This window comes from Anaerostipes sp. AF04-45, assembly GCF_003461725.1.
In the GTDB taxonomy this organism is placed as follows: domain Bacteria; phylum Bacillota; class Clostridia; order Lachnospirales; family Lachnospiraceae; genus Anaerostipes; species Anaerostipes caccae.
Genome location: NZ_QTXQ01000003.1, coordinates 16,568 through 33,825, shown reverse-complemented (window position 1 = coordinate 33,825; position 17,258 = coordinate 16,568). Strand labels below are relative to the sequence as shown.

Below are 17,258 nucleotides of genomic sequence, written 5' to 3'. Positions count from 1 at the left end.
TGTTTCAGAGCAGTCTTCACACCAAGACCACATCGGTCATTTCCTGTATATTGCTCAGGACATCTCCGGGAATGTCGTTGTCGATGATCAGATGGTCAATATCATGCCAGCTTGTGTACTGTATGAGGGAAGATGCCTGAGCCTTGGAGCTGTCAGCGATCACTACATTGGTTCTGGCATTGGGTATGATGGCCTGTTTCGTCTGGGCGTCCTGAAAATCGGATACGGCCGGCCCTTTGTGCTGCTCAAAGCCATTGGTGCCGAGGAATGCAATGTCGACCTTAAGAGAATTAATCAGGCTCGTGGCCTGGAATCCTTCGGCTGCCATACTGTTGGGATTCAGCATGCCTCCGGTGAGGATGACCTTGTTGCTGCTGTGTACCAAAGCATATGCGGCTTCCAGGGAAGTGGTCACGATGGTGTAGCCTGACTTTTTGCTGAGCATCCCGGCCAGGCAGAAGATCGTACTTCCGGAGTCCAGGAATATGACATTGCCGTCACCGATAAATTCCATTGCCCGTTCGCAGAGTTTTTCTTTTAATGGAAGCTTTTCCCTCACCCTGGATTCCCATGGAAGCGGCTGCAGTTCATAGACAGAAGTTGCGCCGCCGTGACTTTTTTTTACCGCTCCTATTTCATTTAAATGAAGTAAATCCCGCCGTATCGTTTCCCTGGATACCTGAAACTGCTTGGCCAGCTGGCTGATCTTTACGCTTCCATTGCTGTTTAATAATCTTATAATTTCTTTATGGCGTTCTGCCGCGATTAATTTGCCCATCCTGTGTCTCCTTCGTGAATCAAGCTGTTTTAAGCATAGTTTACTGCATTTTTAAGTGAAAGTCAAATTTATACAGCACAAAATCATGCAAAACTCCAAAAAAAGCAAAATATTATGTTGACATTATTGGATTATGAATCTATAATGAAAGCATAAAGCAACAAAACGCCACAATATAAAAACATATTGCCACATAACAAGAAGAAGGAGAATAGGATGGAAGCAGTCAATTTAAAGATCATCACGGACGAACTTTCAAAGTTTTCAGGAATGGTTAAAGAAGAAGAAATCCAGGGTTTGGCAGATGAAATTAAGAAAGCAAATAAAATCTTTTTGGCAGGAGCAGGGCGTTCCGGGCTGGCAGCCAGAGGATTTACCAACCGTTTGCTGCATATGGGATTTGATGTACACTTTGTGGGAGAGATCTCCTGCCCGCCGATCAAAGAAGGAGATCTGATCATACTCGGATCCGGTTCCGGAACAACACAGAGCCTGATCGTTATGGGAGAAAAAGCAAAGAAGGTAGGGGCAAGGATTGCAACCGTTACTATGTTCCCGACTCATACCATCGGAGAGATGGCAGACGTTATCGTGACAGTTCCCGGCTCTACACCGAAGAAGGCAGAAGGAGAAAAGAACCTGGCAGAGTCCAATCAGCCGATGGGAAATCTGTTCGAGCAGATGAGCTGGCTGACCTATGACAGTATCATCATGAATCTGATGAGCGATCTTGGGCAGACAAGCGAAGAAATGATGGGAAGACATACAAACTTAGAATAAAAATTGTCCAGTTCATTTTGAAACTCAAAGAGGAGGAAAAGAATTGCAGAGATTTGTAAATAATCCGGATTATGTTGTTGAGGATATGCTGAAAGGCTTCTTGAAAGCCCATGATGATCTGATTGTAAAGAATGAAACAAATGACAGGGTAGTTCAGTATAAAAATACGCCGGTAGAAGGTAAAGTAGGTCTGGTAACCGGAGGCGGAAGCGGCCATGAGCCCGCATTCCTTGGTTATGTGGGAGAAAATATGATGGATGCGGTAGCTGTCGGAGAGGTGTTTTCATCTCCGTCTGCCCAGGCATTTTATGATGCATTTATGGCGGCAGACTCAGGAAAAGGTGTCGCATGCCTGTTTGGTAACTACGCCGGGGACAACATGAATGTAAAAATGGCAATCCGCAAAGCAAAAAAACAGGGAGTCACTGTAAAATATGTGACTGCGACAGACGATGTGGCATCTTCCCCGAAAGAGACAAAGGAAAAACGCCATGGAATCGCAGGCGGTGTCTTCATGTGGAAAACTGCGGGAGCGAAGGCTGCCATGGGAGCTGACCTGGATGAAGTGATCGAACTGGCTCAGAAAGCAGTGGACAACACTAGAAGTATCTGTGTGGGACTCAGTCCATGCGCAATACCGGCTGTGGGCCATCCGAACTTTGATATTAAAGAAGGCGATATGGAATTCGGAATCGGACATCACGGAGAACCGGGGATCAACGTTCAGAAACTAAAGCCTGCCAAAAAGATCGCAAAGGATATGGCAAAGGCAGTGATCGATGATCTGGAACCGGAAAACGGTGCTGAAGTGGCAGTGCTCTTATCCGGTCTGGGAGCAACACCGATCATGGAATTATACGTACTCTATGATGAAATTGAAGCGTATCTTAAGGATCAGGGACTTTCTATTTATAAGGTGCTGATCGGAGATTATGTGACATCACTGGATATGAATGGTGCGGCACTTACGGTTATGAAGCTTGATGAAGAGTTAAAAGAGCTTCTGGACTATGATGCCAAAGCGCCGGGTTTAAAATAAGTCATTGACAACATTATTTAGATAGGAAAGGAACCTGATTATGAAATTACAGTTAGCTTTAGACGAAATGCCGTTAGTAGATGCCTTGAGATTTGCAGATAAGGTTGCAGAACACGTTGATATCATTGAAATTGGAACGCCGTTTGTCATGGATGAGGGAATGCGCGGAGTGCGTGAATTCCACCGTTTCTTCCCGGATAAAGAAATTCTTGCAGACTTAAAGATCATGGACGGCGGATACCTGGAAGCAAGCTATGCATATGAAGCCGGTGCAGCTTATGCGACAATCCTTGGAGTATCTGACAATCTGACGATCGAAGGGGCTTTAAAGGCTGCCAGAGATTATGAGAGAAAGCTTGTTGTGGATATGATCTGTGTAGAAGACCTTCCGAACAGAATTGCAAAGATGGAAGAGATCGGAGTCGATATTTTAGCAGTTCACACCGGAGCTGACCAGCAGGCGGCAGGCAGAGAGCCGATCCAGGATCTTCAGGTTATGACTGAGCATGCAAAAAAAGCTCAGATTGCCGTAGCCGGAGGAATCAACAGTAAGACCATCGACAAATATGTGGCATTAAAACCGGAGATCATTATTGTAGGATCAGCAATCGGTCATGCGGATGATCCGGTAGCGGAAGCAAAAGCAATCAAAGACGCAATGCTGTAAAATACATAAGTAGTGAGGTAAAGTACTATGGCTAGTTTTAAAAATGCAGATGCAGGTATTATTGTAGACCAGCTGATCAAGACCATTCAGGAGCAGAGAGATTATCTGAGCGAAATTGATGGGAAGATCGGCGACGGTGATCATGGTATTAACATGAACAAAGGGTTTACGATGTGCGAAGATAAACTCAAGGGAAAGACTTATAACCTGAGTGAAGGTTTATCGATCCTTGGGGAGACTCTTCTCGACGATATCGGCGGGTCCATGGGACCGCTGTACGGTATGCTGTTTGATGAGATGGCAATGGCCTGTGAAGACGCTGAGGAGATTGACGCCGAGGTGTTTGGCGAAATGGTTACCAACGCTGTGGAAGGCCTGCAGGAGATCAGTCCTGCGAAGGTGGGTGATAAATCTCTGATCGATACATTGGTTCCGGCCAAGGAAGCTTTTATCGCAGCAAAAGAAGAAGGCAAAGAGTTTGCGCAGTGCCTGGAGGCAATGAATGAGGCTGCCGAAAAAGGGTGGCAGTCTACAAAAGATCTCGTGGCAAAGATCGGACGGGCAAGCCGTCTGGGAGAACGGTCCAGAGGAGTTCTGGATGCAGGAGCCACAAGCTGTTATTTCATTGTGACGGGTATCGGCAAAGCGGCAATCGGGCTGCTCAAATAAATCTGTCTGAGATACACTATGTGAGAGATTGAGGGATTTCTTATTCAGGAAAGGCTGTCATGCCGGGAAACCGGCGGGCGGCCTTTTTGCAGCAGATTATAATAGATCTGCTGACTGCAATAAGTTATACTATTTATAGACCTAATAACCAAATATCATATATATGTGGGATAAGGAGGAAATCAGATGATACCAACAAGAAAATTGAGCAACGGTGTAGAGATGCCGTACCTGGGGTTTGGGACGTGGAAGCTGAAAGGTGAGGAGTGCTCTCAGATGGTGAAATATGCGCTGGACACAGGTTACACAGCAATTGATACGGCGCAGGTTTACTTAAATGAAGAGGCGGTCGGAGAGGGAATCCGCCGTTCCGGCAGGAAGAGAGAAGAGTTCTTTGTAACTTCAAAGGTGAGAAACCGTTTTCAGGGTTATGATAATACTTTATATGCCGTTGAGGCGTCTCTTAAGAGGTTTGGTTTAGAACAGCTGGATCTGTTTCTGGTTCACTGGCCCGGAGAGGACATGTACGTCCCTACATGGAAAGCTCTGGTCCGCATGTATGAGGAAGGGCTGCTCCGGGCAGTGGGAGCAAGCAATTTTTATCCGGAGCATCTGGAAACCTGTGCCCAGGAAACAGGCGTTATGCCGATGGTAGATCAGATCGAGATGCATCCTTATTTTCAGCCGTACGAGATCGTTGAATACTGCAGAAGCCATGATATCTTTCCGGTTGCGTGGAGTCCGCTTATGGCAGGGGGAGAGAGCAGAAAGGACGCAAAGACTGCAAAAGCCGGAGAGACAGGAGTACAATTAAAAAGCCCGATGGAAGACCCGGTGATTCTAAAGATTGCAGAGAATCATGAAAAGACTCCGGCACAGGTGATCCTGCACTGGCTTGTGCAAAATCAATTCGGTGTGATACCGAAATCCTCAAATGAGGGAAGAATCAGGCAGAACATGGAGATCTTTGATTTCCGGCTGACGGATGAAGAGATGAAACAGATGCAGAAGCTTACCGAAAAGCAGATCCGGGTGGGAGACGATCCGAGAACCTACCGGTTCCCTCTGCTGGATGAGATGATCGCGGCAGGAAAAGAGCCGGAGAGAGACAAATTCGGAAATTACATGTGACATTTTCTTCATGATTTCCGTTCGGCTCTTAGAATGTCTTGCTCCAATCATGAAGAAAATGGACGTAAAATAATGTAGGCAGAAGGACGGCACAGCCCGTCCTTCTTTTTTGAGTTGTTAACTGCAGACTGCGAAGTGCAGAAATCAAAATCGTTAAATTGCATTCCTCAAATATATATGCTACATTAGTGGAAAAAGAGAAAACCATAAATAGGAATCAAATACATGGATATAATGAAAACAAGCGGTATAAAGAAAAAAGTAATAGAAGAGATCAGACAATTAGCAGTGGATTACAATATTCAAAAAGTAATCTTATTTGGGTCACGTGCCCGTGGAGATTACCATGAGAGAAGTGATATTGACCTGGCAGTATTGGGTGGAGATACAAATAACTTTGCACTGGCAGTGGATGAGGAGACTTCTACGCTGCTGATGTATGATATCGTAGATTTAAGTCTGCCGGTACAGGAGGAACTAAAAGATAGGATTTATCAGGAAGGGATCGTGATCTATGAAAAAATTTGATAACTTCTGTAAAGCGTTGGACAATCTTGAAGACATTTATAAATATGAAGAACCCTATGACATTGTCGTATTGACTGGACTGGTGGCGCTTTATGAAATTTGTTTTGAACAGTTTTGGAAGGCAGTCAAGGAAGTTTTATCTGAAAATGGAATAGAAGAGGCAGCCACAGGGTCACCCCGCAGTATTATAAAACTTGCTTATAGTGTGAATTTAATAAAAGATCAGGAAGTCTGGCTGGAGGCTCTGGTATCCAGAAACAATGTTGCTCATGCATATAATCAGGCGATTGCCATGGATATTGTAAAGAAGACCAAAGAACGGTATGTCGTCATGTTTCGGGAACTCAGATCGGAAATCAAAGAAAACTGGTTCTGATATTTGACCGTGTTTCTTCTATAATATATGTTTTTATTTTTGTTTCCTGAAAAAAACAAAAAAATCCCTTGCAATGGGAAAGAATATAAGATATAATCAAATCGTTGTGACCTTGATAGCGGTGAAGCGAGAGGTTGCTGTACCGGCAAAAGCCGGCGCAGGTTTTCCGTGGAGCGAATGTCAAGTTGTTAAAACTGGCGACAAGTCACTGTACGAATATTACAATCTATTTTTAATATTTAAAGATAGAGACGCAGTGTGTAAATCTTACGATACACACGGAGGAGTGTACAGTCACCACTTGTCGTGCTACAAGAAATTTATAGTGCGAAAAGGAGGCGGCTTTTTTTATGGCAGCAAGTCAAGTAATGAGAATTACATTAAAAGCGTATGATCATCAATTAATCGATGCTTCAGCAAAGAGTATCATCGAAACAGTAAAGAAAACAGGATCTAAGGTGAGCGGACCGGTACCGATGCCGACAAAGAAGGAAGTAGTTACCATCATCCGTGCAGTACACAAGTACAAAGATTCCAGAGAACAGTTCGAGCAGAGAACTCACAAGAGATTGATTGACATCATCACACCAACACAGAAGACAGTCGATGCATTATCTAAGTTAGAAGTACCGGCTGGTGTTTACATCGATATCAAGATGAAAACAAAATAGGAAGTTATCCCGCAGGGTTATGAACAAATAAGGAATCCCCTTAAGCTTTCATAGCGTCTAGGATGATTTTAACGTCAAGCGTTATAATCCGCTGTAGATTAAATAGGAGGAAATATCAATGAAAAAAGCGATTTTAACAACAAAAGTCGGAATGACTCAGATCTTTAACGAAGACGGAGTTTTAACACCGGTTACTGTACTGCAGGCTGGGCCTTGTGTCGTTACTCAGGTAAAGACAGAAGAAAACGATGGCTACGAAGCAGTTCAGGTCGGATTTGCAGATAAGAAAGAAAAGTCTGTAAACAAACCGGAGAAGGGACACTTCGACAAAGCAGGTGTTGCACCTAAAAAATTCGTGAGAGAATTCAAATTTGAAAATGCTTCTGAATACACAGTAGGTCAGGAAATCAAAGCTGACATTTTTGAAGCAGGAGATAAAATCGATGCAACTGCTACATCCAAAGGTAAAGGATATGCAGGTGGTATCAAACGTCACGGTTTAAGTACTGGTCCTAAGACACATGGTTCTAAGTATCACCGTCATGCAGGTTCCAATGGTATGGCTTCTGATCCGAGCAAAGTTTTCAAAGGGAAGAAAATGCCGGGACAGATGGGTTCTGAAAGAGTTACCATCCAGAATCTCGAAGTAGTAAAGGTTGATGCGGAAAATAACATTATTTTGGTAAAAGGTGCTGTACCAGGACCTAAGAAATCTTTAGTAATGTTAAAAGAATCAGTGAAGGCGTAGGCCTAGGGAAGGAGGACAATCAGATGGCAGAAGTATCTGTGTTAAACATGGAAGGAAATGAAGTTGAGAAATTAAATCTTAACGACGGCATCTTCGGTGTTGAAATAAATGAGCATTTAGTGCATTTGGCAGTTGTAAGCCAGTTAGCAAATAACCGTCAGGGTACACAGAGCGCGAAGACACGTTCAGAAGTACGCGGCGGCGGAAGAAAACCTTGGAGACAGAAGGGGACCGGTCATGCACGACAGGGATCTATCAGAGCTCCGCAGTGGACAGGCGGAGGAGTTGTATTTGCTCCGAAACCGAGAGAATATTCTAAGAAGTTAAATAAGAAGGAAAGAAGATTAGCTCTGAAATCCGCATTAACTTCCAGAGTCAATGAAAATAAGTTCATCGTAGTAGATGAGTTCAAATTTGACGATGTAAAGACAAAGAATGTTGCAAACATGTTAAACAACTTAAATGTAAAAAAAGCGTTGGTTATCATGGGAGATAAGAACGACAACTTAATCTTATCCGCAAGAAACATTCCTGGAGTAAAAACTGCTCTCACAAGCACCATCAACGTATATGATATCTTAAAATATGATACCGTTGTTGTTTCTAAAGAAGCAGTAGCAAATATCGAGGAGGTGTACGCATAATGGCAGACATCAAATATTATGACGTTATTTTAAAGCCGATTGTAACTGAAAAAAGTATGAATGCAATGGCAGAGAAAAAATACACTTTCTTAGTTCATCCGACTGCAACAAAATCTCAGATTAAAGAAGCAGTGGAAAAGATGTTCGAAGGAACAAAGGTTGCCAAAGTCAACACAATGAACTGCGACGGAAAGACAAAAAGACGTGGAATGACTTTTGGAAAGACCGCTAAGACAAAGAAAGCGATCGTACAGTTGACAGAAGAAAGCGCAGATATCGAGATTTTTGAGGGGTTATAGGCATTGAGCACTTAGAGAGTGCAAGCGAAAGCGCAGCATGAGCTTAGTGCGAAAGCCGTTACCGAGACTCAGTGAAGCCGAGCCGCAGGCGAAAGCTGAACGCTAGTCGAGTGTAACTACCTTAATATATTTTATTGAATCTATACGCAACAAAAGCGTGATATTAAATTGGAATTGAAAGGAGAAAGACATGGGAATCAAGACATATAACCCATATACACCTTCCAGAAGACATATGACCGGGTTAGATTTTACAGATGTGACAAAGAGCACACCGGAAAAATCTCTGACAACTTCTTTAAAGAAGACAGCCGGCCGTAATAATCAGGGTAAAATTACAGTAAGACACCGCGGAGGCGGAGTCAGAAGAAAATATAGAATTATCGACTTCAAGAGAAGAAAAGATGGTATTCCGGCAACAGTAACAGCTATCGAATACGATCCGAACAGAACAGCAAACATCGCACTGCTCACATACGCAGACGGTGAAAAAGCTTATATCATCGCTCCGAACAAATTAGCTGTAGGTGCTACAGTTATGAACGGTCCGGACGCTGAGATCAAAGTTGGAAACTGCTTACCGATGGCAAACATCCCGGTAGGTACAGAAATCCACAATATCGAAATGTATCCTGGAAAAGGCGGACAGTTAGTTCGTTCCGCGGGTAACTCCGCTCAGCTTATGGCGAAAGAAGGAAAGTATGCAACCCTTCGTCTTCCGTCAGGAGAGATGAGAATGGTTCCTGTTGTGTGCAGAGCTACGATCGGCCAGGTTGGAAACATCGAACATGACCTCGTAAACATCGGTAAAGCGGGACGTAAACGCCATATGGGATTCCGTCCTACAGTCCGCGGTTCTGTTATGAACCCTAATGACCATCCGCACGGTGGTGGTGAAGGTAAGACTGGTATCGGCCGTCCGGGTCCATGTACACCTTGGGGTAAACCGGCACTTGGTTTGAAGACACGCAAGAAACACAAACAGTCTAACAAGATGATCATTAGAAGAAGAGACGGTAAAAACGTTAAATAGTTTAAGGAGGTAACTTATGGCTCGCTCACTGAAAAAAGGACCATTTGCGGATGCAAGCTTATTGAAAAAAGTTGATGCAATGAACGAAGCTGGAGACAAAAATGTCATCAAGACATGGTCCCGCCGTTCCACAATCTTCCCATCCTTTGTAGGGCATACAATTGCCGTACATGACGGAAGGAAGCATGTGCCTGTATATATAACAGAAGATATGGTTGGACACAAACTCGGAGAGTTTGTTGCGACCAGAACATTCCGTGGTCATACAAAAGCAGAAAAGAAATCAGGAATCAGATAATCGATAGAGGAACGGAAGGAGGTTTCACAATCCATGGCTAAGAAATACAGCAGATCTCAGTACAAAAAAGAAAGAAATGCACAAAAAGATACGAGACCCAGCGCTACCTTATCCAATGCCAGAGTGTCTGTTACTAAGGCATGTTTCGTATTGGATGCGATCAGAGGAAAGAGCGTTCAGGAAGCACTTGGTATCTTATTATATAACCCAAGATACGCATCTAGTTTAATCGAAAAATTATTAAAGTCTGCAATTGCCAATGCAGAAAATAATAATGGAATGAATCCGGAAAACCTTTATGTTGCAGAGTGTTATGCAAACAAGGGACCAACAATGAAAAGAGTTAAACCTCGGGCACAGGGAAGGGCATACAGAATCGAACACCGTATGAGCCATATCACTGTTGTGCTTGACGAAAGATAGAAGGAGGCAATAATGGGACAGAAAGTTAATCCTCATGGTTTAAGAGTTGGTATTATCAAAGACTGGGATTCCAGATGGTATGCAGAAGGCAATTTTGCAGATAACCTGGTTGAAGATGATAAGATCAGAAAATATGTAAAGAAAAAATTATACAATGCAGGAATCTCCAGAATCGAAATCGAGAGAGCTTCCGACAGAGTAAAATTGATCGTTTATACAGCAAAACCTGGAGTAGTGATCGGAAAAGGCGGATCTGCCATTGAAGAACTGAAAAAAGAACTCCAGAAGATGACAGACAAGAAGCTGTTAATCGACGTAAAAGAAGTAAAAAGACCGGACAAAGACGCACAGTTAGTTGCAGAAAATATCGCACAGCAGTTAGAGAACCGTATCTCTTTCAGAAGAGCTATGAAGTCCTGCATGCAGAGAACGATGAGATCCGGAGCACAGGGAATTAAAACATCCGTTTCAGGACGCTTAGGCGGAGCTGATATGGCCCGTACAGAATTCTACAGCGAGGGAACAATTCCTCTGCAGACACTCCGTGCAGACATCGATTATGGATTTGCTGAAGCAGACACAACTTATGGTAAAGTCGGAGTTAAGACTTGGATTTACCATGGTGAAGTTCTTCCGACGAAAGAAAAGCAGGAAGGGGGAAATAAATAATGTTAATGCCTAAGAGAGTAAAACGCCGTAAACAGTTCCGCGGAAGCATGCGCGGAAAAGCGACTCGCGGTAATAAAATCACTTACGGAGAATTCGGTATCGTGGCAACAGAGCCGGCTTGGATCAGATCCAACCAGATCGAGGCAGCCCGTGTCGCTATGACCCGTTACATCAAGCGTGGTGGTAAGGTTTGGATTAAGATTTTCCCTGATAAGCCAGTGACAGCACAGCCTGCTGAAACTCGAATGGGTAAAGGTAAAGGTAACTTGGAATACTGGGTAGCAGTTGTAAAACCAGGACGCGTTATGTTTGAGATTTCTGGTGTAAGTGAAGAAGTTGCAAGAGAAGCTTTACGTCTTGCTGTTCATAAACTACCTGTTAAGTGTAAAATTGTTTCTCGTGAAGCTTTAGAAGGCGGTGACAACAGTGAAAACTAAAGAATTTGTAAAAGAGTTAAATAATAAATCTATTGATGAATTAAACAAAGAGCTAGTAGCTGCGAAAAAAGAATTATTCAACTTGAGATTCCAGAATGCAACAAATCAACTTGAGAACACAAGCAGAATCAAAGAAGTTAGAAGAAACATCGCTCGTATCCAGGGAGCGATTACAGCAAAGGCTAACGCTTAAATCGAAAGGAGGAATTTGTTGTGGAAAGAAATTTGAGGAAAACCCGTGTCGGGAAAGTTATAAGCGACAAGATGGATAAGACAATCGTAGTTGCAATCGAAGATAATGTAAAACATCCATTATATAAGAAAATCGTGAAGAGAACTTACAAGTTAAAAGCTCATGATGAAAATAATGAATGCCGTATCGGAGACAGAGTTAAAGTTATGGAAACAAGACCTCTCTCTAAGGACAAGAGATGGAGACTTGTGGAAGTAGTCGAAAAAGCGAAATAGGATTGTTCCATTAGGAAAGGAGAAACAGCATGATTCAACAGGAGTCAAGACTTAGAGTGGCTGACAACACTGGAGCAAAAGAAATCCTTTGCATCAGAGTGTTAGGTGGATCCACTAGAAGATATGCTAACATCGGCGATATTATTGTAGCTACGGTCAAAGATGCAACACCAGGTGGCGTTGTAAAAAAAGGTGATGTAGTAAGAGCCGTTGTTGTTCGTACGAAAAAAGGTGCCCGCCGTAAAGACGGATCTTATATTAGATTTGATGAAAACGCTGCAGTTATTATCAAAGAGGATATGAACCCGAGAGGAACTCGTATCTTTGGACCAGTGGCAAGAGAGCTCAGAGACAAAAAATTCATGAAGATTGTTTCATTAGCACCAGAAGTATTATAAGGAGGAAACACTGTGTCAGGAATTAGAATTAAAAAAGGCGATCTTGTAAAAGTCATCGCTGGAAAAGATAAGGGTAAAGAAGGCAAAGTTGTTGCAATCGACCACAAGAAGAATACTGTCATCGTTGAAGGTGCTAATATGCTTACTAAACATACCAAACCAAGCGTACAGAACCAGCAGGGCGGTATTGTGACAGAAGAAGGCCCGATCCATATTTCCAACGTGATGTTCGTTCATAACGGAAAAGCTACAAAGATCGGCTACAAAGTAGAAGACGGTAAAAAAGTCCGTGTTGCAAAGGCAACCGGAGATGTGATTGATTAATAAAGAGAGGAGGTTTCGGACAGTTGAGTAGATTAAAAGAACAGTATACCAACGAAATCATGGAAGCCATGATGAAGAAATTCGGATATAAAAATATTATGCAGGTACCAAAGCTCGAGAAGATCGTGATCAACATGGGCGTTGGTGAAGCAAAAGAAAATAAAAAGCTCTTAGATGCTGCTGTTGCAGATATGGAAACGATCTCCGGACAGAAAGCGATCGTAACCAAGGCAAGAAAATCTGTTGCTAACTTCAAGTTAAGAGAAGGAATGCCGATCGGATGCAAGGTTACATTAAGAGGCGAGAGAATGTACGAGTTTGCTGATCGTCTGATCAACCTGGCACTGCCTCGTGTACGTGACTTCAGGGGTGTAAGCCAGAACTCTTTTGATGGAAGAGGAAACTACGCATTAGGAATCAAAGAACAGTTAATTTTCCCGGAAATTGAATACGACAAAGTGGATAAAGTCAGAGGTATGGATGTGATTTTTGTTACAACAGCCAACACAGACGAAGAAGCTCGTGAATTATTAACCTTATTTGGTATGCCGTTTAAGAAATAGTTAGGAGGGTTCCCATGGCTAGAAAGTCAATGGTATTAAAGCAACAGAGAAAACAGAAGTTTTCAACAAGAGAATATAGCCGTTGTAGGATTTGTGGACGTCCACATGCTTACTTGAGAAAATACGGAATCTGCAGAATCTGCTTCCGTGAGTTAGCGTACAAAGGACAGATTCCAGGCGTGAAAAAGGCCAGCTGGTAAGAATAGGGAAGGAGGAACAAACAATGACAATGAGCGATCCGATTGCAGATATGCTTACAAGAATCCGTAATGCAAACACTGCGAAACATGATACCGTAGAAATTCCTGCTTCTAAGATGAAGGTTGCGATTGCTGAAATCCTTTTAAAAGAAGGTTTCATCAAAGCATTCGACATTAAAGAAGAAGGTGCATATAACAACATCGTTATCACATTAAAGTACGGCCAGGATAAGAGTGAAAAGATCATTACAGGTCTTAAGAGAATCTCTAAACCAGGACTCCGTGTATATGCCAACTCAGAAGAACTTCCTAAAGTATTAGGCGGACTTGGAGTGGCAATCATTTCAACAAACAAAGGTGTTCTTACAGACAAAGAAGCAAGAAAAGAACACGTAGGCGGAGAAGTACTTGCGTTTGTATGGTGACCTAGAGCACTTAGCGAAGTCAAGCGTTAGCGCAGACTGAGGTTAGTGCGAAGGTCGTTCGGAGGAACTTAATGAGGGCGAGCTGCAGGCGAAGGCCGAATTTAGTGAACCGAACTTCCTTACAAAAGGCTTGCGTAAGCTTCAAACAAATTTTTTAACTTGAATTTATCTTATTGTTAAACTTTATATTATATAATAAAACGAATTCTGAAAACAGAAAGGACGCCCAGTCCTTTCCGACAATTTAAGGAGGTAACCTATGTCTCGTATAGGTAGATTGCCAATCGATATCCCTCAGGGAGTTGAGGTTAAGATTGAAGAAGGAAACAAAGTGACTGTAAAAGGTCCTAAAGGAACACTGGAAAAGAATCTTCCGGTGGAAATGGAAATTAAATTAGAAGACAACCAGATCGTGGTATCCAGACCGAATGACTTAAAGAAGATGAAATCCTTACACGGGTTGACCAGATCTTTGATCGCCAACATGGTGACTGGAGTGTCTCAGGGATATGAAAAGAAGCTTGAAATCAACGGTGTTGGTTACAGAGCACAGAAAAAAGGAAAAGAAATCACTTTCAACCTTGGATTTTCACATCCGGTAGCAATGACAGATCCAGAAGGCATCGAAACTGAAATGGACGGTCAGAATATCATTATCGTTAAAGGTATTGATAAAGAAAAAGTTGGACAGTACGCTGCGGAAATCAGAGAATTAAGAAAACCTGAGCCTTACAAAGGAAAAGGTATTAAATATGCTGATGAAGTTATCAGACGTAAAGTCGGTAAGACTGGTGCGAAGTAAAGGAGTGAGATAGGATGATTAAAAAACAGTCAAGAAGCAAAGTTCGTGCGAAAAAACATTTAAAGCTTCGTAATCATATTAGCGGAACAGCGGAGAAACCGCGTTTAAGCGTATTCAGAAGCAATAATCATATGTACGCTCAGATCATTGATGACACCGTTGGAAATACTTTAGTATCAGCATCCACTTTACAGAAAGACGTAAAAGCTGATTTGGAGAAGACTAACGATGTAAAAGCGGCAGCTCACTTAGGAAAAGTGATTGCTGAGAGAGCAGTTGCAAAAGGTATCTCCACCGTTGTTTTTGACAGAGGCGGATTTATTTATCAGGGAAAAGTAAAAGCATTAGCAGACGCAGCACGTGAAGCTGGTCTTAAATTCTAACAGGAGGAAATCAAATGAAGCGTACAATGATCGACCCTAGCCAGTTAGAGCTGGAAGAAAAAGTTGTATCTATCAAACGTGTTACCAAAGTAGTAAAAGGTGGACGTAATTTCAGATTCGCAGCATTAGTTGTTGTTGGAGATAAGAACGGACACGTTGGTGCAGGATTAGGAAAAGCAATGGAAATTCCAGAAGCGATCCGCAAAGGAAGAGAAGCGGCTGCTAAGAAATTAGTGGAAGTACCGATTGACGAAAAAGGAAGTACACCGCATGATTTTACAGGTAAATTCGGAAGTGCGTCTGTATTATTAAAGACATCTCCGGAAGGTACTGGAATCATCGCAGGAGGACCTTCCCGTGACGTATTGGAGCTTGCAGGATACAAGAATATCCGTTCTAAGTCTTTAGGATCCAACAACAAGCAGAACGTTGTTCTCGCTACGATCGAAGGACTTAAAAACTTAAAAACTCCAGAAGAAGTAGCAAAGCTTCGCGGAAAATCTGTAGAAGAGCTCTTAGGTTAGGAGGAACATGAAAATGGCAGATAAATTAAAAATTACTTTAGTAAAATCTACAATCGGTGCCATTCCAAAGCATAGAAAGACAGTGGAAGCTTTAGGACTCAAGAAGTTAAACAAAACTGTTGAAATGCCGGATAATGCAAGTGTCAGGGGAATGATTCATCAGGTTCAGCATTTAGTAAAAGTAGAAGAAATTTAATTGTAGATTAGGAGGTGCGAAGGATGGAATTATCAAACTTACGCCCTGCAGACGGATCTAAGCACAGCGACAACTTCAGAAGAGGTCGCGGACATGGTTCAGGAAATGGAAAAACTGCAGGTAAAGGACATAAAGGACAGAAAGCCCGTTCCGGCGGCGGAGTAAGACCGGGATTTGAAGGCGGACAGATGCCTTTATACAGACGTATTCCAAAGAGAGGCTTCACTTGCATTAACTCTAAAGAAATCATTGGAATCAACGTATCAGCATTAGAAAGATTTGAAGACGGAGCCGAAGTTTCTATTGAGACTTTAGTAGAAGCGGGAATCGTTTCTAATCCGAAAGACGGAGTCAAAATCTTAGGCAGTGGAGAACTCACAAAGAAACTTACAGTAAAAGCAAATGCTTTCAGTGCAGGGGCAAAAGAAAAGATCGAAGCTCTTGGAGGAAAAGCCGAGGTGATTTAGTATGGCGAATGCATTGACAAATGCGTTTAAAAACAAAGAACTAAGGAAAAAGCTTGCGTTTACGGTGATCATTCTGATCGTCGTGCGCTTCGGGTCACAACTGCCGATTCCAGGAATCGATACTGCCCAGGTGACTGCATATTTAAAGAGTACATTGGGAGATTCATTCAATCTCCTGAACTCTTTTACCGGCGGGTCCTTTTTGCAGATGTCTGTATTTGCACTGAGTGTTACGCCATATATTACATCTTCCATCATCATGCAGCTGATGACGATCGCTATCCCTGCATTGGAGGAGATGCAGAAAGACGGCGAAGATGGAAGAAAGAAAATAGCTAAGATTACGAGATACGTTACGGTTGTATTAGGACTCATTGAGTCCGCCGGTATGACCATAGGTTTCAGCCGCAGCGGTGCGCTGGGACCGGAACACACAAATTTTACCATTGTAACGATGATCATTGCCCTGACAGCGGGTGCGATCCTCGTTATGTGGCTTGGTGAGCGTATCACGGAAAATGGTATTGGAAACGGTATTTCTATCATCCTGTTGATCAACATCGTATCAGGAATGCCGAAAGATTTTTATGCGCTCTATAATCAGTTTATGAAAGGCAAACAGATCGGACCGGCACTGATTGCCGGATGTGTGATCGCAGCCGTTGTGCTGTTCACTGTCGTGTTCGTTATCATTCTTTCAGACGCTGAACGCCATATTCCGGTACAGTATTCAAAAAAAGTTCAGGGAAGGAAAATGGTCGGCGGCCAGTCAAGCCATATTCCGCTGAAAGTGAATACAGCCGGAGTTATCCCGATTATCTTCGCCTCATCTATCATGCAGTTCCCGCTGATTATTCAGCAGCTGTTTAAGTATGAGAGCAATGGATTTATGGGAAAGGTTCTGCACAGTTTAAGTTCGTCCACATGGTTTGACGCAAATCATCCGAAGAGATCGCTGGGTCTTCTTATATATATTGTACTTGTTGTTATTTTTGCATATTTCTATACATCGATTACTTTTAATCCTCTGGAAATTTCAAATAACATGAAGAAACAGGGAGGATTTGTACCGGGTATCCGTCCGGGCAAACCGACAGTAGATTATTTAAACAAGATCTTAAAATATATTATTTTTATAGGTGCAGCTGGACTAACAATTGTAGCAGTCATTCCGTTTTTCTTTAACGGTGTATTTAGTGCTCAGGTTTCTTTTGGCGGAACTTCTATCATCATCGTGGTTGGAGTCATATTAGAGACGATCAAGCAGATTAAATCTCAATTGTTAGTGCAAAACTATACTGGTTTTTTAAATGACTAA

At 42.6% G+C, this 17,258-nt stretch carries 30 protein-coding genes; 29 read left to right on the top strand and 1 reads right to left on the bottom strand.

Annotated features, from left to right (window positions below):
* Window positions 1-16: 16 nt before the first annotated feature.
* Entirely contained in the window at window positions 17-778 is a 762-nt protein-coding gene (locus DWV34_RS05250) for a DeoR/GlpR family DNA-binding transcription regulator (protein WP_006568472.1), read from the bottom strand.
* Window positions 779-994: 216 nt separating this feature from the next.
* Between DWV34_RS05250 and hxlB the strand changes: the two genes are divergently transcribed.
* The 29 genes from hxlB (at window position 995) to secY (ending at window position 17,258) form a co-directional block, all read left to right on the top strand.
* On the top strand, window positions 995-1,558 hold the full coding sequence (gene hxlB, locus DWV34_RS05245; protein WP_006568473.1) for a 6-phospho-3-hexuloisomerase: 564 nt from the start codon (window positions 995-997) through the stop codon (window positions 1,556-1,558).
* 43 nt (window positions 1,559-1,601) lie between these two features.
* A complete protein-coding gene (locus tag DWV34_RS05240) occupies window positions 1,602-2,597 on the top strand; it encodes a dihydroxyacetone kinase subunit DhaK (RefSeq protein WP_009289951.1) in 996 nt (331 codons plus the stop codon).
* 40 nt (window positions 2,598-2,637) lie between these two features.
* Entirely contained in the window at window positions 2,638-3,264 is a 627-nt protein-coding gene (gene hxlA, locus DWV34_RS05235) for a 3-hexulose-6-phosphate synthase (protein WP_009289950.1), read from the top strand.
* 27 nt (window positions 3,265-3,291) lie between these two features.
* The gene (gene dhaL / locus DWV34_RS05230; protein ID WP_009289949.1) at window positions 3,292-3,933 is read left to right on the top strand and encodes a dihydroxyacetone kinase subunit DhaL; all 642 of its coding nucleotides are present in this window, start codon (window positions 3,292-3,294) and stop codon (window positions 3,931-3,933) included.
* Between the two features lie 186 nt (window positions 3,934-4,119).
* Complete coding sequence (locus DWV34_RS05225) at window positions 4,120-5,064, top strand: aldo/keto reductase (RefSeq protein WP_022260818.1); 945 nt, start codon at window positions 4,120-4,122, stop codon at window positions 5,062-5,064.
* A gap of 225 nt (window positions 5,065-5,289) precedes the next feature.
* A complete protein-coding gene (locus DWV34_RS05220) occupies window positions 5,290-5,592 on the top strand; it encodes a nucleotidyltransferase family protein (protein ID WP_009289947.1) in 303 nt (100 codons plus the stop codon).
* Entirely contained in the window at window positions 5,579-5,968 is a 390-nt protein-coding gene (locus DWV34_RS05215) for an HI0074 family nucleotidyltransferase substrate-binding subunit (RefSeq protein ID WP_009289946.1), read from the top strand. Before DWV34_RS05220 ends, DWV34_RS05215 begins: the two co-directional genes overlap by 14 nt.
* A 350-nt stretch (window positions 5,969-6,318) precedes the next feature.
* Window positions 6,319-6,639 carry a 30S ribosomal protein S10 gene (gene rpsJ / locus DWV34_RS05210; protein ID WP_009289945.1) on the top strand — a complete coding sequence of 107 codons (321 nt, stop codon included), beginning with the start codon at window positions 6,319-6,321 and terminating at the stop codon, window positions 6,637-6,639.
* A gap of 118 nt (window positions 6,640-6,757) precedes the next feature.
* The gene (gene rplC, locus DWV34_RS05205; protein WP_006568485.1) at window positions 6,758-7,387 is read left to right on the top strand and encodes a 50S ribosomal protein L3; all 630 of its coding nucleotides are present in this window, start codon (window positions 6,758-6,760) and stop codon (window positions 7,385-7,387) included.
* 23 nt (window positions 7,388-7,410) lie between these two features.
* Window positions 7,411-8,031 carry a 50S ribosomal protein L4 gene (rplD, locus tag DWV34_RS05200; protein WP_006568486.1) on the top strand — a complete coding sequence of 207 codons (621 nt, stop codon included), beginning with the start codon at window positions 7,411-7,413 and terminating at the stop codon, window positions 8,029-8,031.
* The gene (rplW, locus tag DWV34_RS05195; RefSeq protein WP_006568487.1) at window positions 8,031-8,330 is read left to right on the top strand and encodes a 50S ribosomal protein L23; all 300 of its coding nucleotides are present in this window, start codon (window positions 8,031-8,033) and stop codon (window positions 8,328-8,330) included. Before rplD ends, rplW begins: the two co-directional genes overlap by 1 nt.
* A 190-nt stretch (window positions 8,331-8,520) precedes the next feature.
* Window positions 8,521-9,363 carry a 50S ribosomal protein L2 gene (gene rplB / locus DWV34_RS05190; protein ID WP_022260817.1) on the top strand — a complete coding sequence of 281 codons (843 nt, stop codon included), beginning with the start codon at window positions 8,521-8,523 and terminating at the stop codon, window positions 9,361-9,363.
* A gap of 16 nt (window positions 9,364-9,379) precedes the next feature.
* Entirely contained in the window at window positions 9,380-9,661 is a 282-nt protein-coding gene (gene rpsS / locus DWV34_RS05185; RefSeq protein ID WP_006568489.1) for a 30S ribosomal protein S19, read from the top strand.
* 33 nt (window positions 9,662-9,694) lie between these two features.
* On the top strand, window positions 9,695-10,084 hold the full coding sequence (gene rplV / locus DWV34_RS05180) for a 50S ribosomal protein L22 (RefSeq protein ID WP_006568490.1): 390 nt from the start codon (window positions 9,695-9,697) through the stop codon (window positions 10,082-10,084).
* A 12-nt stretch (window positions 10,085-10,096) separates the two neighbouring features.
* Window positions 10,097-10,753: a 30S ribosomal protein S3 gene (gene rpsC, locus DWV34_RS05175; protein WP_006568491.1), complete on the top strand. Its 657-nt coding sequence runs from the start codon at window positions 10,097-10,099 to the stop codon at window positions 10,751-10,753.
* On the top strand, window positions 10,753-11,190 hold the full coding sequence (gene rplP, locus DWV34_RS05170) for a 50S ribosomal protein L16 (protein WP_006568492.1): 438 nt from the start codon (window positions 10,753-10,755) through the stop codon (window positions 11,188-11,190). The genes rpsC and rplP overlap by 1 nt, the downstream gene beginning before the upstream one ends.
* Window positions 11,180-11,383, top strand: coding sequence for a 50S ribosomal protein L29 (gene rpmC / locus DWV34_RS05165; RefSeq protein ID WP_006568493.1), 204 nt, complete (start codon window positions 11,180-11,182; stop codon window positions 11,381-11,383). The genes rplP and rpmC overlap by 11 nt, the downstream gene beginning before the upstream one ends.
* 20 nt (window positions 11,384-11,403) lie before the next feature.
* A complete protein-coding gene (rpsQ, locus tag DWV34_RS05160) occupies window positions 11,404-11,658 on the top strand; it encodes a 30S ribosomal protein S17 (RefSeq protein WP_009289944.1) in 255 nt (84 codons plus the stop codon).
* Window positions 11,659-11,687: 29 nt separating this feature from the next.
* Window positions 11,688-12,056 (top strand): 50S ribosomal protein L14, encoded by a 369-nt coding sequence (gene rplN, locus DWV34_RS05155; protein WP_006568495.1) that lies wholly within the window; start codon window positions 11,688-11,690, stop codon window positions 12,054-12,056.
* A 12-nt stretch (window positions 12,057-12,068) separates the two neighbouring features.
* Entirely contained in the window at window positions 12,069-12,380 is a 312-nt protein-coding gene (rplX, locus tag DWV34_RS05150; RefSeq protein WP_006568496.1) for a 50S ribosomal protein L24, read from the top strand.
* 23 nt (window positions 12,381-12,403) lie between these two features.
* The gene (gene rplE, locus DWV34_RS05145; RefSeq protein ID WP_009289943.1) at window positions 12,404-12,943 is read left to right on the top strand and encodes a 50S ribosomal protein L5; all 540 of its coding nucleotides are present in this window, start codon (window positions 12,404-12,406) and stop codon (window positions 12,941-12,943) included.
* Between the two features lie 14 nt (window positions 12,944-12,957).
* Window positions 12,958-13,143, top strand: a complete 186-nt coding sequence (locus DWV34_RS05140; RefSeq protein WP_006568498.1) for a type Z 30S ribosomal protein S14 — start codon at window positions 12,958-12,960, stop codon at window positions 13,141-13,143.
* A 23-nt stretch (window positions 13,144-13,166) separates the two neighbouring features.
* A complete protein-coding gene (gene rpsH / locus DWV34_RS05135; protein ID WP_006568499.1) occupies window positions 13,167-13,568 on the top strand; it encodes a 30S ribosomal protein S8 in 402 nt (133 codons plus the stop codon).
* Between the two features lie 259 nt (window positions 13,569-13,827).
* A complete protein-coding gene (gene rplF / locus DWV34_RS05130) occupies window positions 13,828-14,370 on the top strand; it encodes a 50S ribosomal protein L6 (RefSeq protein ID WP_006568500.1) in 543 nt (180 codons plus the stop codon).
* A 14-nt stretch (window positions 14,371-14,384) separates the two neighbouring features.
* Complete coding sequence (gene rplR / locus DWV34_RS05125; RefSeq protein ID WP_009289942.1) at window positions 14,385-14,753, top strand: 50S ribosomal protein L18; 369 nt, start codon at window positions 14,385-14,387, stop codon at window positions 14,751-14,753.
* A gap of 14 nt (window positions 14,754-14,767) precedes the next feature.
* On the top strand, window positions 14,768-15,277 hold the full coding sequence (gene rpsE / locus DWV34_RS05120) for a 30S ribosomal protein S5 (protein WP_006568502.1): 510 nt from the start codon (window positions 14,768-14,770) through the stop codon (window positions 15,275-15,277).
* A gap of 13 nt (window positions 15,278-15,290) precedes the next feature.
* Window positions 15,291-15,473 carry a 50S ribosomal protein L30 gene (gene rpmD, locus DWV34_RS05115; RefSeq protein ID WP_009289941.1) on the top strand — a complete coding sequence of 61 codons (183 nt, stop codon included), beginning with the start codon at window positions 15,291-15,293 and terminating at the stop codon, window positions 15,471-15,473.
* 23 nt (window positions 15,474-15,496) lie between these two features.
* Window positions 15,497-15,940, top strand: a complete 444-nt coding sequence (gene rplO, locus DWV34_RS05110; RefSeq protein WP_009289940.1) for a 50S ribosomal protein L15 — start codon at window positions 15,497-15,499, stop codon at window positions 15,938-15,940.
* 1 nt (window position 15,941) lies between these two features.
* On the top strand, window positions 15,942-17,258 hold the full coding sequence (secY, locus tag DWV34_RS05105; RefSeq protein WP_006568505.1) for a preprotein translocase subunit SecY: 1,317 nt from the start codon (window positions 15,942-15,944) through the stop codon (window positions 17,256-17,258).

Excerpts from the sequence above, each read along its gene's own strand:
- secY (WP_006568505.1), top strand. The coding sequence starts at position 15,942 with ATGGCGAATGCATTGACAAATGCGTTTAAAAACAAAGAACTAAGGAAA.
- rpsE (WP_006568502.1), top strand. The coding sequence starts at position 14,768 with ATGAAGCGTACAATGATCGACCCTAGCCAGTTAGAGCTGGAAGAAAAA.
- hxlA (WP_009289950.1), top strand. The coding sequence starts at position 2,638 with ATGAAATTACAGTTAGCTTTAGACGAAATGCCGTTAGTAGATGCCTTG.
- rplC (WP_006568485.1), top strand. The coding sequence starts at position 6,758 with ATGAAAAAAGCGATTTTAACAACAAAAGTCGGAATGACTCAGATCTTT.
- rpsH (WP_006568499.1), top strand. The coding sequence starts at position 13,167 with ATGACAATGAGCGATCCGATTGCAGATATGCTTACAAGAATCCGTAAT.
- rpsJ (WP_009289945.1), top strand. The coding sequence starts at position 6,319 with ATGGCAGCAAGTCAAGTAATGAGAATTACATTAAAAGCGTATGATCAT.
- rpmD (WP_009289941.1), top strand. The coding sequence starts at position 15,291 with ATGGCAGATAAATTAAAAATTACTTTAGTAAAATCTACAATCGGTGCC.
- rpsS (WP_006568489.1), top strand. The coding sequence starts at position 9,380 with ATGGCTCGCTCACTGAAAAAAGGACCATTTGCGGATGCAAGCTTATTG.
- DWV34_RS05220 (WP_009289947.1), top strand. The coding sequence starts at position 5,290 with ATGGATATAATGAAAACAAGCGGTATAAAGAAAAAAGTAATAGAAGAG.
- dhaL (WP_009289949.1), top strand. The coding sequence starts at position 3,292 with ATGGCTAGTTTTAAAAATGCAGATGCAGGTATTATTGTAGACCAGCTG.
- rpsC (WP_006568491.1), top strand. The coding sequence starts at position 10,097 with ATGGGACAGAAAGTTAATCCTCATGGTTTAAGAGTTGGTATTATCAAA.
- rplN (WP_006568495.1), top strand. The coding sequence starts at position 11,688 with ATGATTCAACAGGAGTCAAGACTTAGAGTGGCTGACAACACTGGAGCA.
- rplD (WP_006568486.1), top strand. The coding sequence starts at position 7,411 with ATGGCAGAAGTATCTGTGTTAAACATGGAAGGAAATGAAGTTGAGAAA.
- rplR (WP_009289942.1), top strand. The coding sequence starts at position 14,385 with ATGATTAAAAAACAGTCAAGAAGCAAAGTTCGTGCGAAAAAACATTTA.
- DWV34_RS05250 (WP_006568472.1), bottom strand. The coding sequence starts at position 778 with ATGGGCAAATTAATCGCGGCAGAACGCCATAAAGAAATTATAAGATTA.
- DWV34_RS05225 (WP_022260818.1), top strand. The coding sequence starts at position 4,120 with ATGATACCAACAAGAAAATTGAGCAACGGTGTAGAGATGCCGTACCTG.
- DWV34_RS05140 (WP_006568498.1), top strand. The coding sequence starts at position 12,958 with ATGGCTAGAAAGTCAATGGTATTAAAGCAACAGAGAAAACAGAAGTTT.
- rplO (WP_009289940.1), top strand. The coding sequence starts at position 15,497 with ATGGAATTATCAAACTTACGCCCTGCAGACGGATCTAAGCACAGCGAC.
- hxlB (WP_006568473.1), top strand. The coding sequence starts at position 995 with ATGGAAGCAGTCAATTTAAAGATCATCACGGACGAACTTTCAAAGTTT.
- DWV34_RS05215 (WP_009289946.1), top strand. The coding sequence starts at position 5,579 with ATGAAAAAATTTGATAACTTCTGTAAAGCGTTGGACAATCTTGAAGAC.
- rplB (WP_022260817.1), top strand. The coding sequence starts at position 8,521 with ATGGGAATCAAGACATATAACCCATATACACCTTCCAGAAGACATATG.
- rplP (WP_006568492.1), top strand. The coding sequence starts at position 10,753 with ATGTTAATGCCTAAGAGAGTAAAACGCCGTAAACAGTTCCGCGGAAGC.
- rplV (WP_006568490.1), top strand. The coding sequence starts at position 9,695 with ATGGCTAAGAAATACAGCAGATCTCAGTACAAAAAAGAAAGAAATGCA.
- rplF (WP_006568500.1), top strand. The coding sequence starts at position 13,828 with ATGTCTCGTATAGGTAGATTGCCAATCGATATCCCTCAGGGAGTTGAG.
- rplW (WP_006568487.1), top strand. The coding sequence starts at position 8,031 with ATGGCAGACATCAAATATTATGACGTTATTTTAAAGCCGATTGTAACT.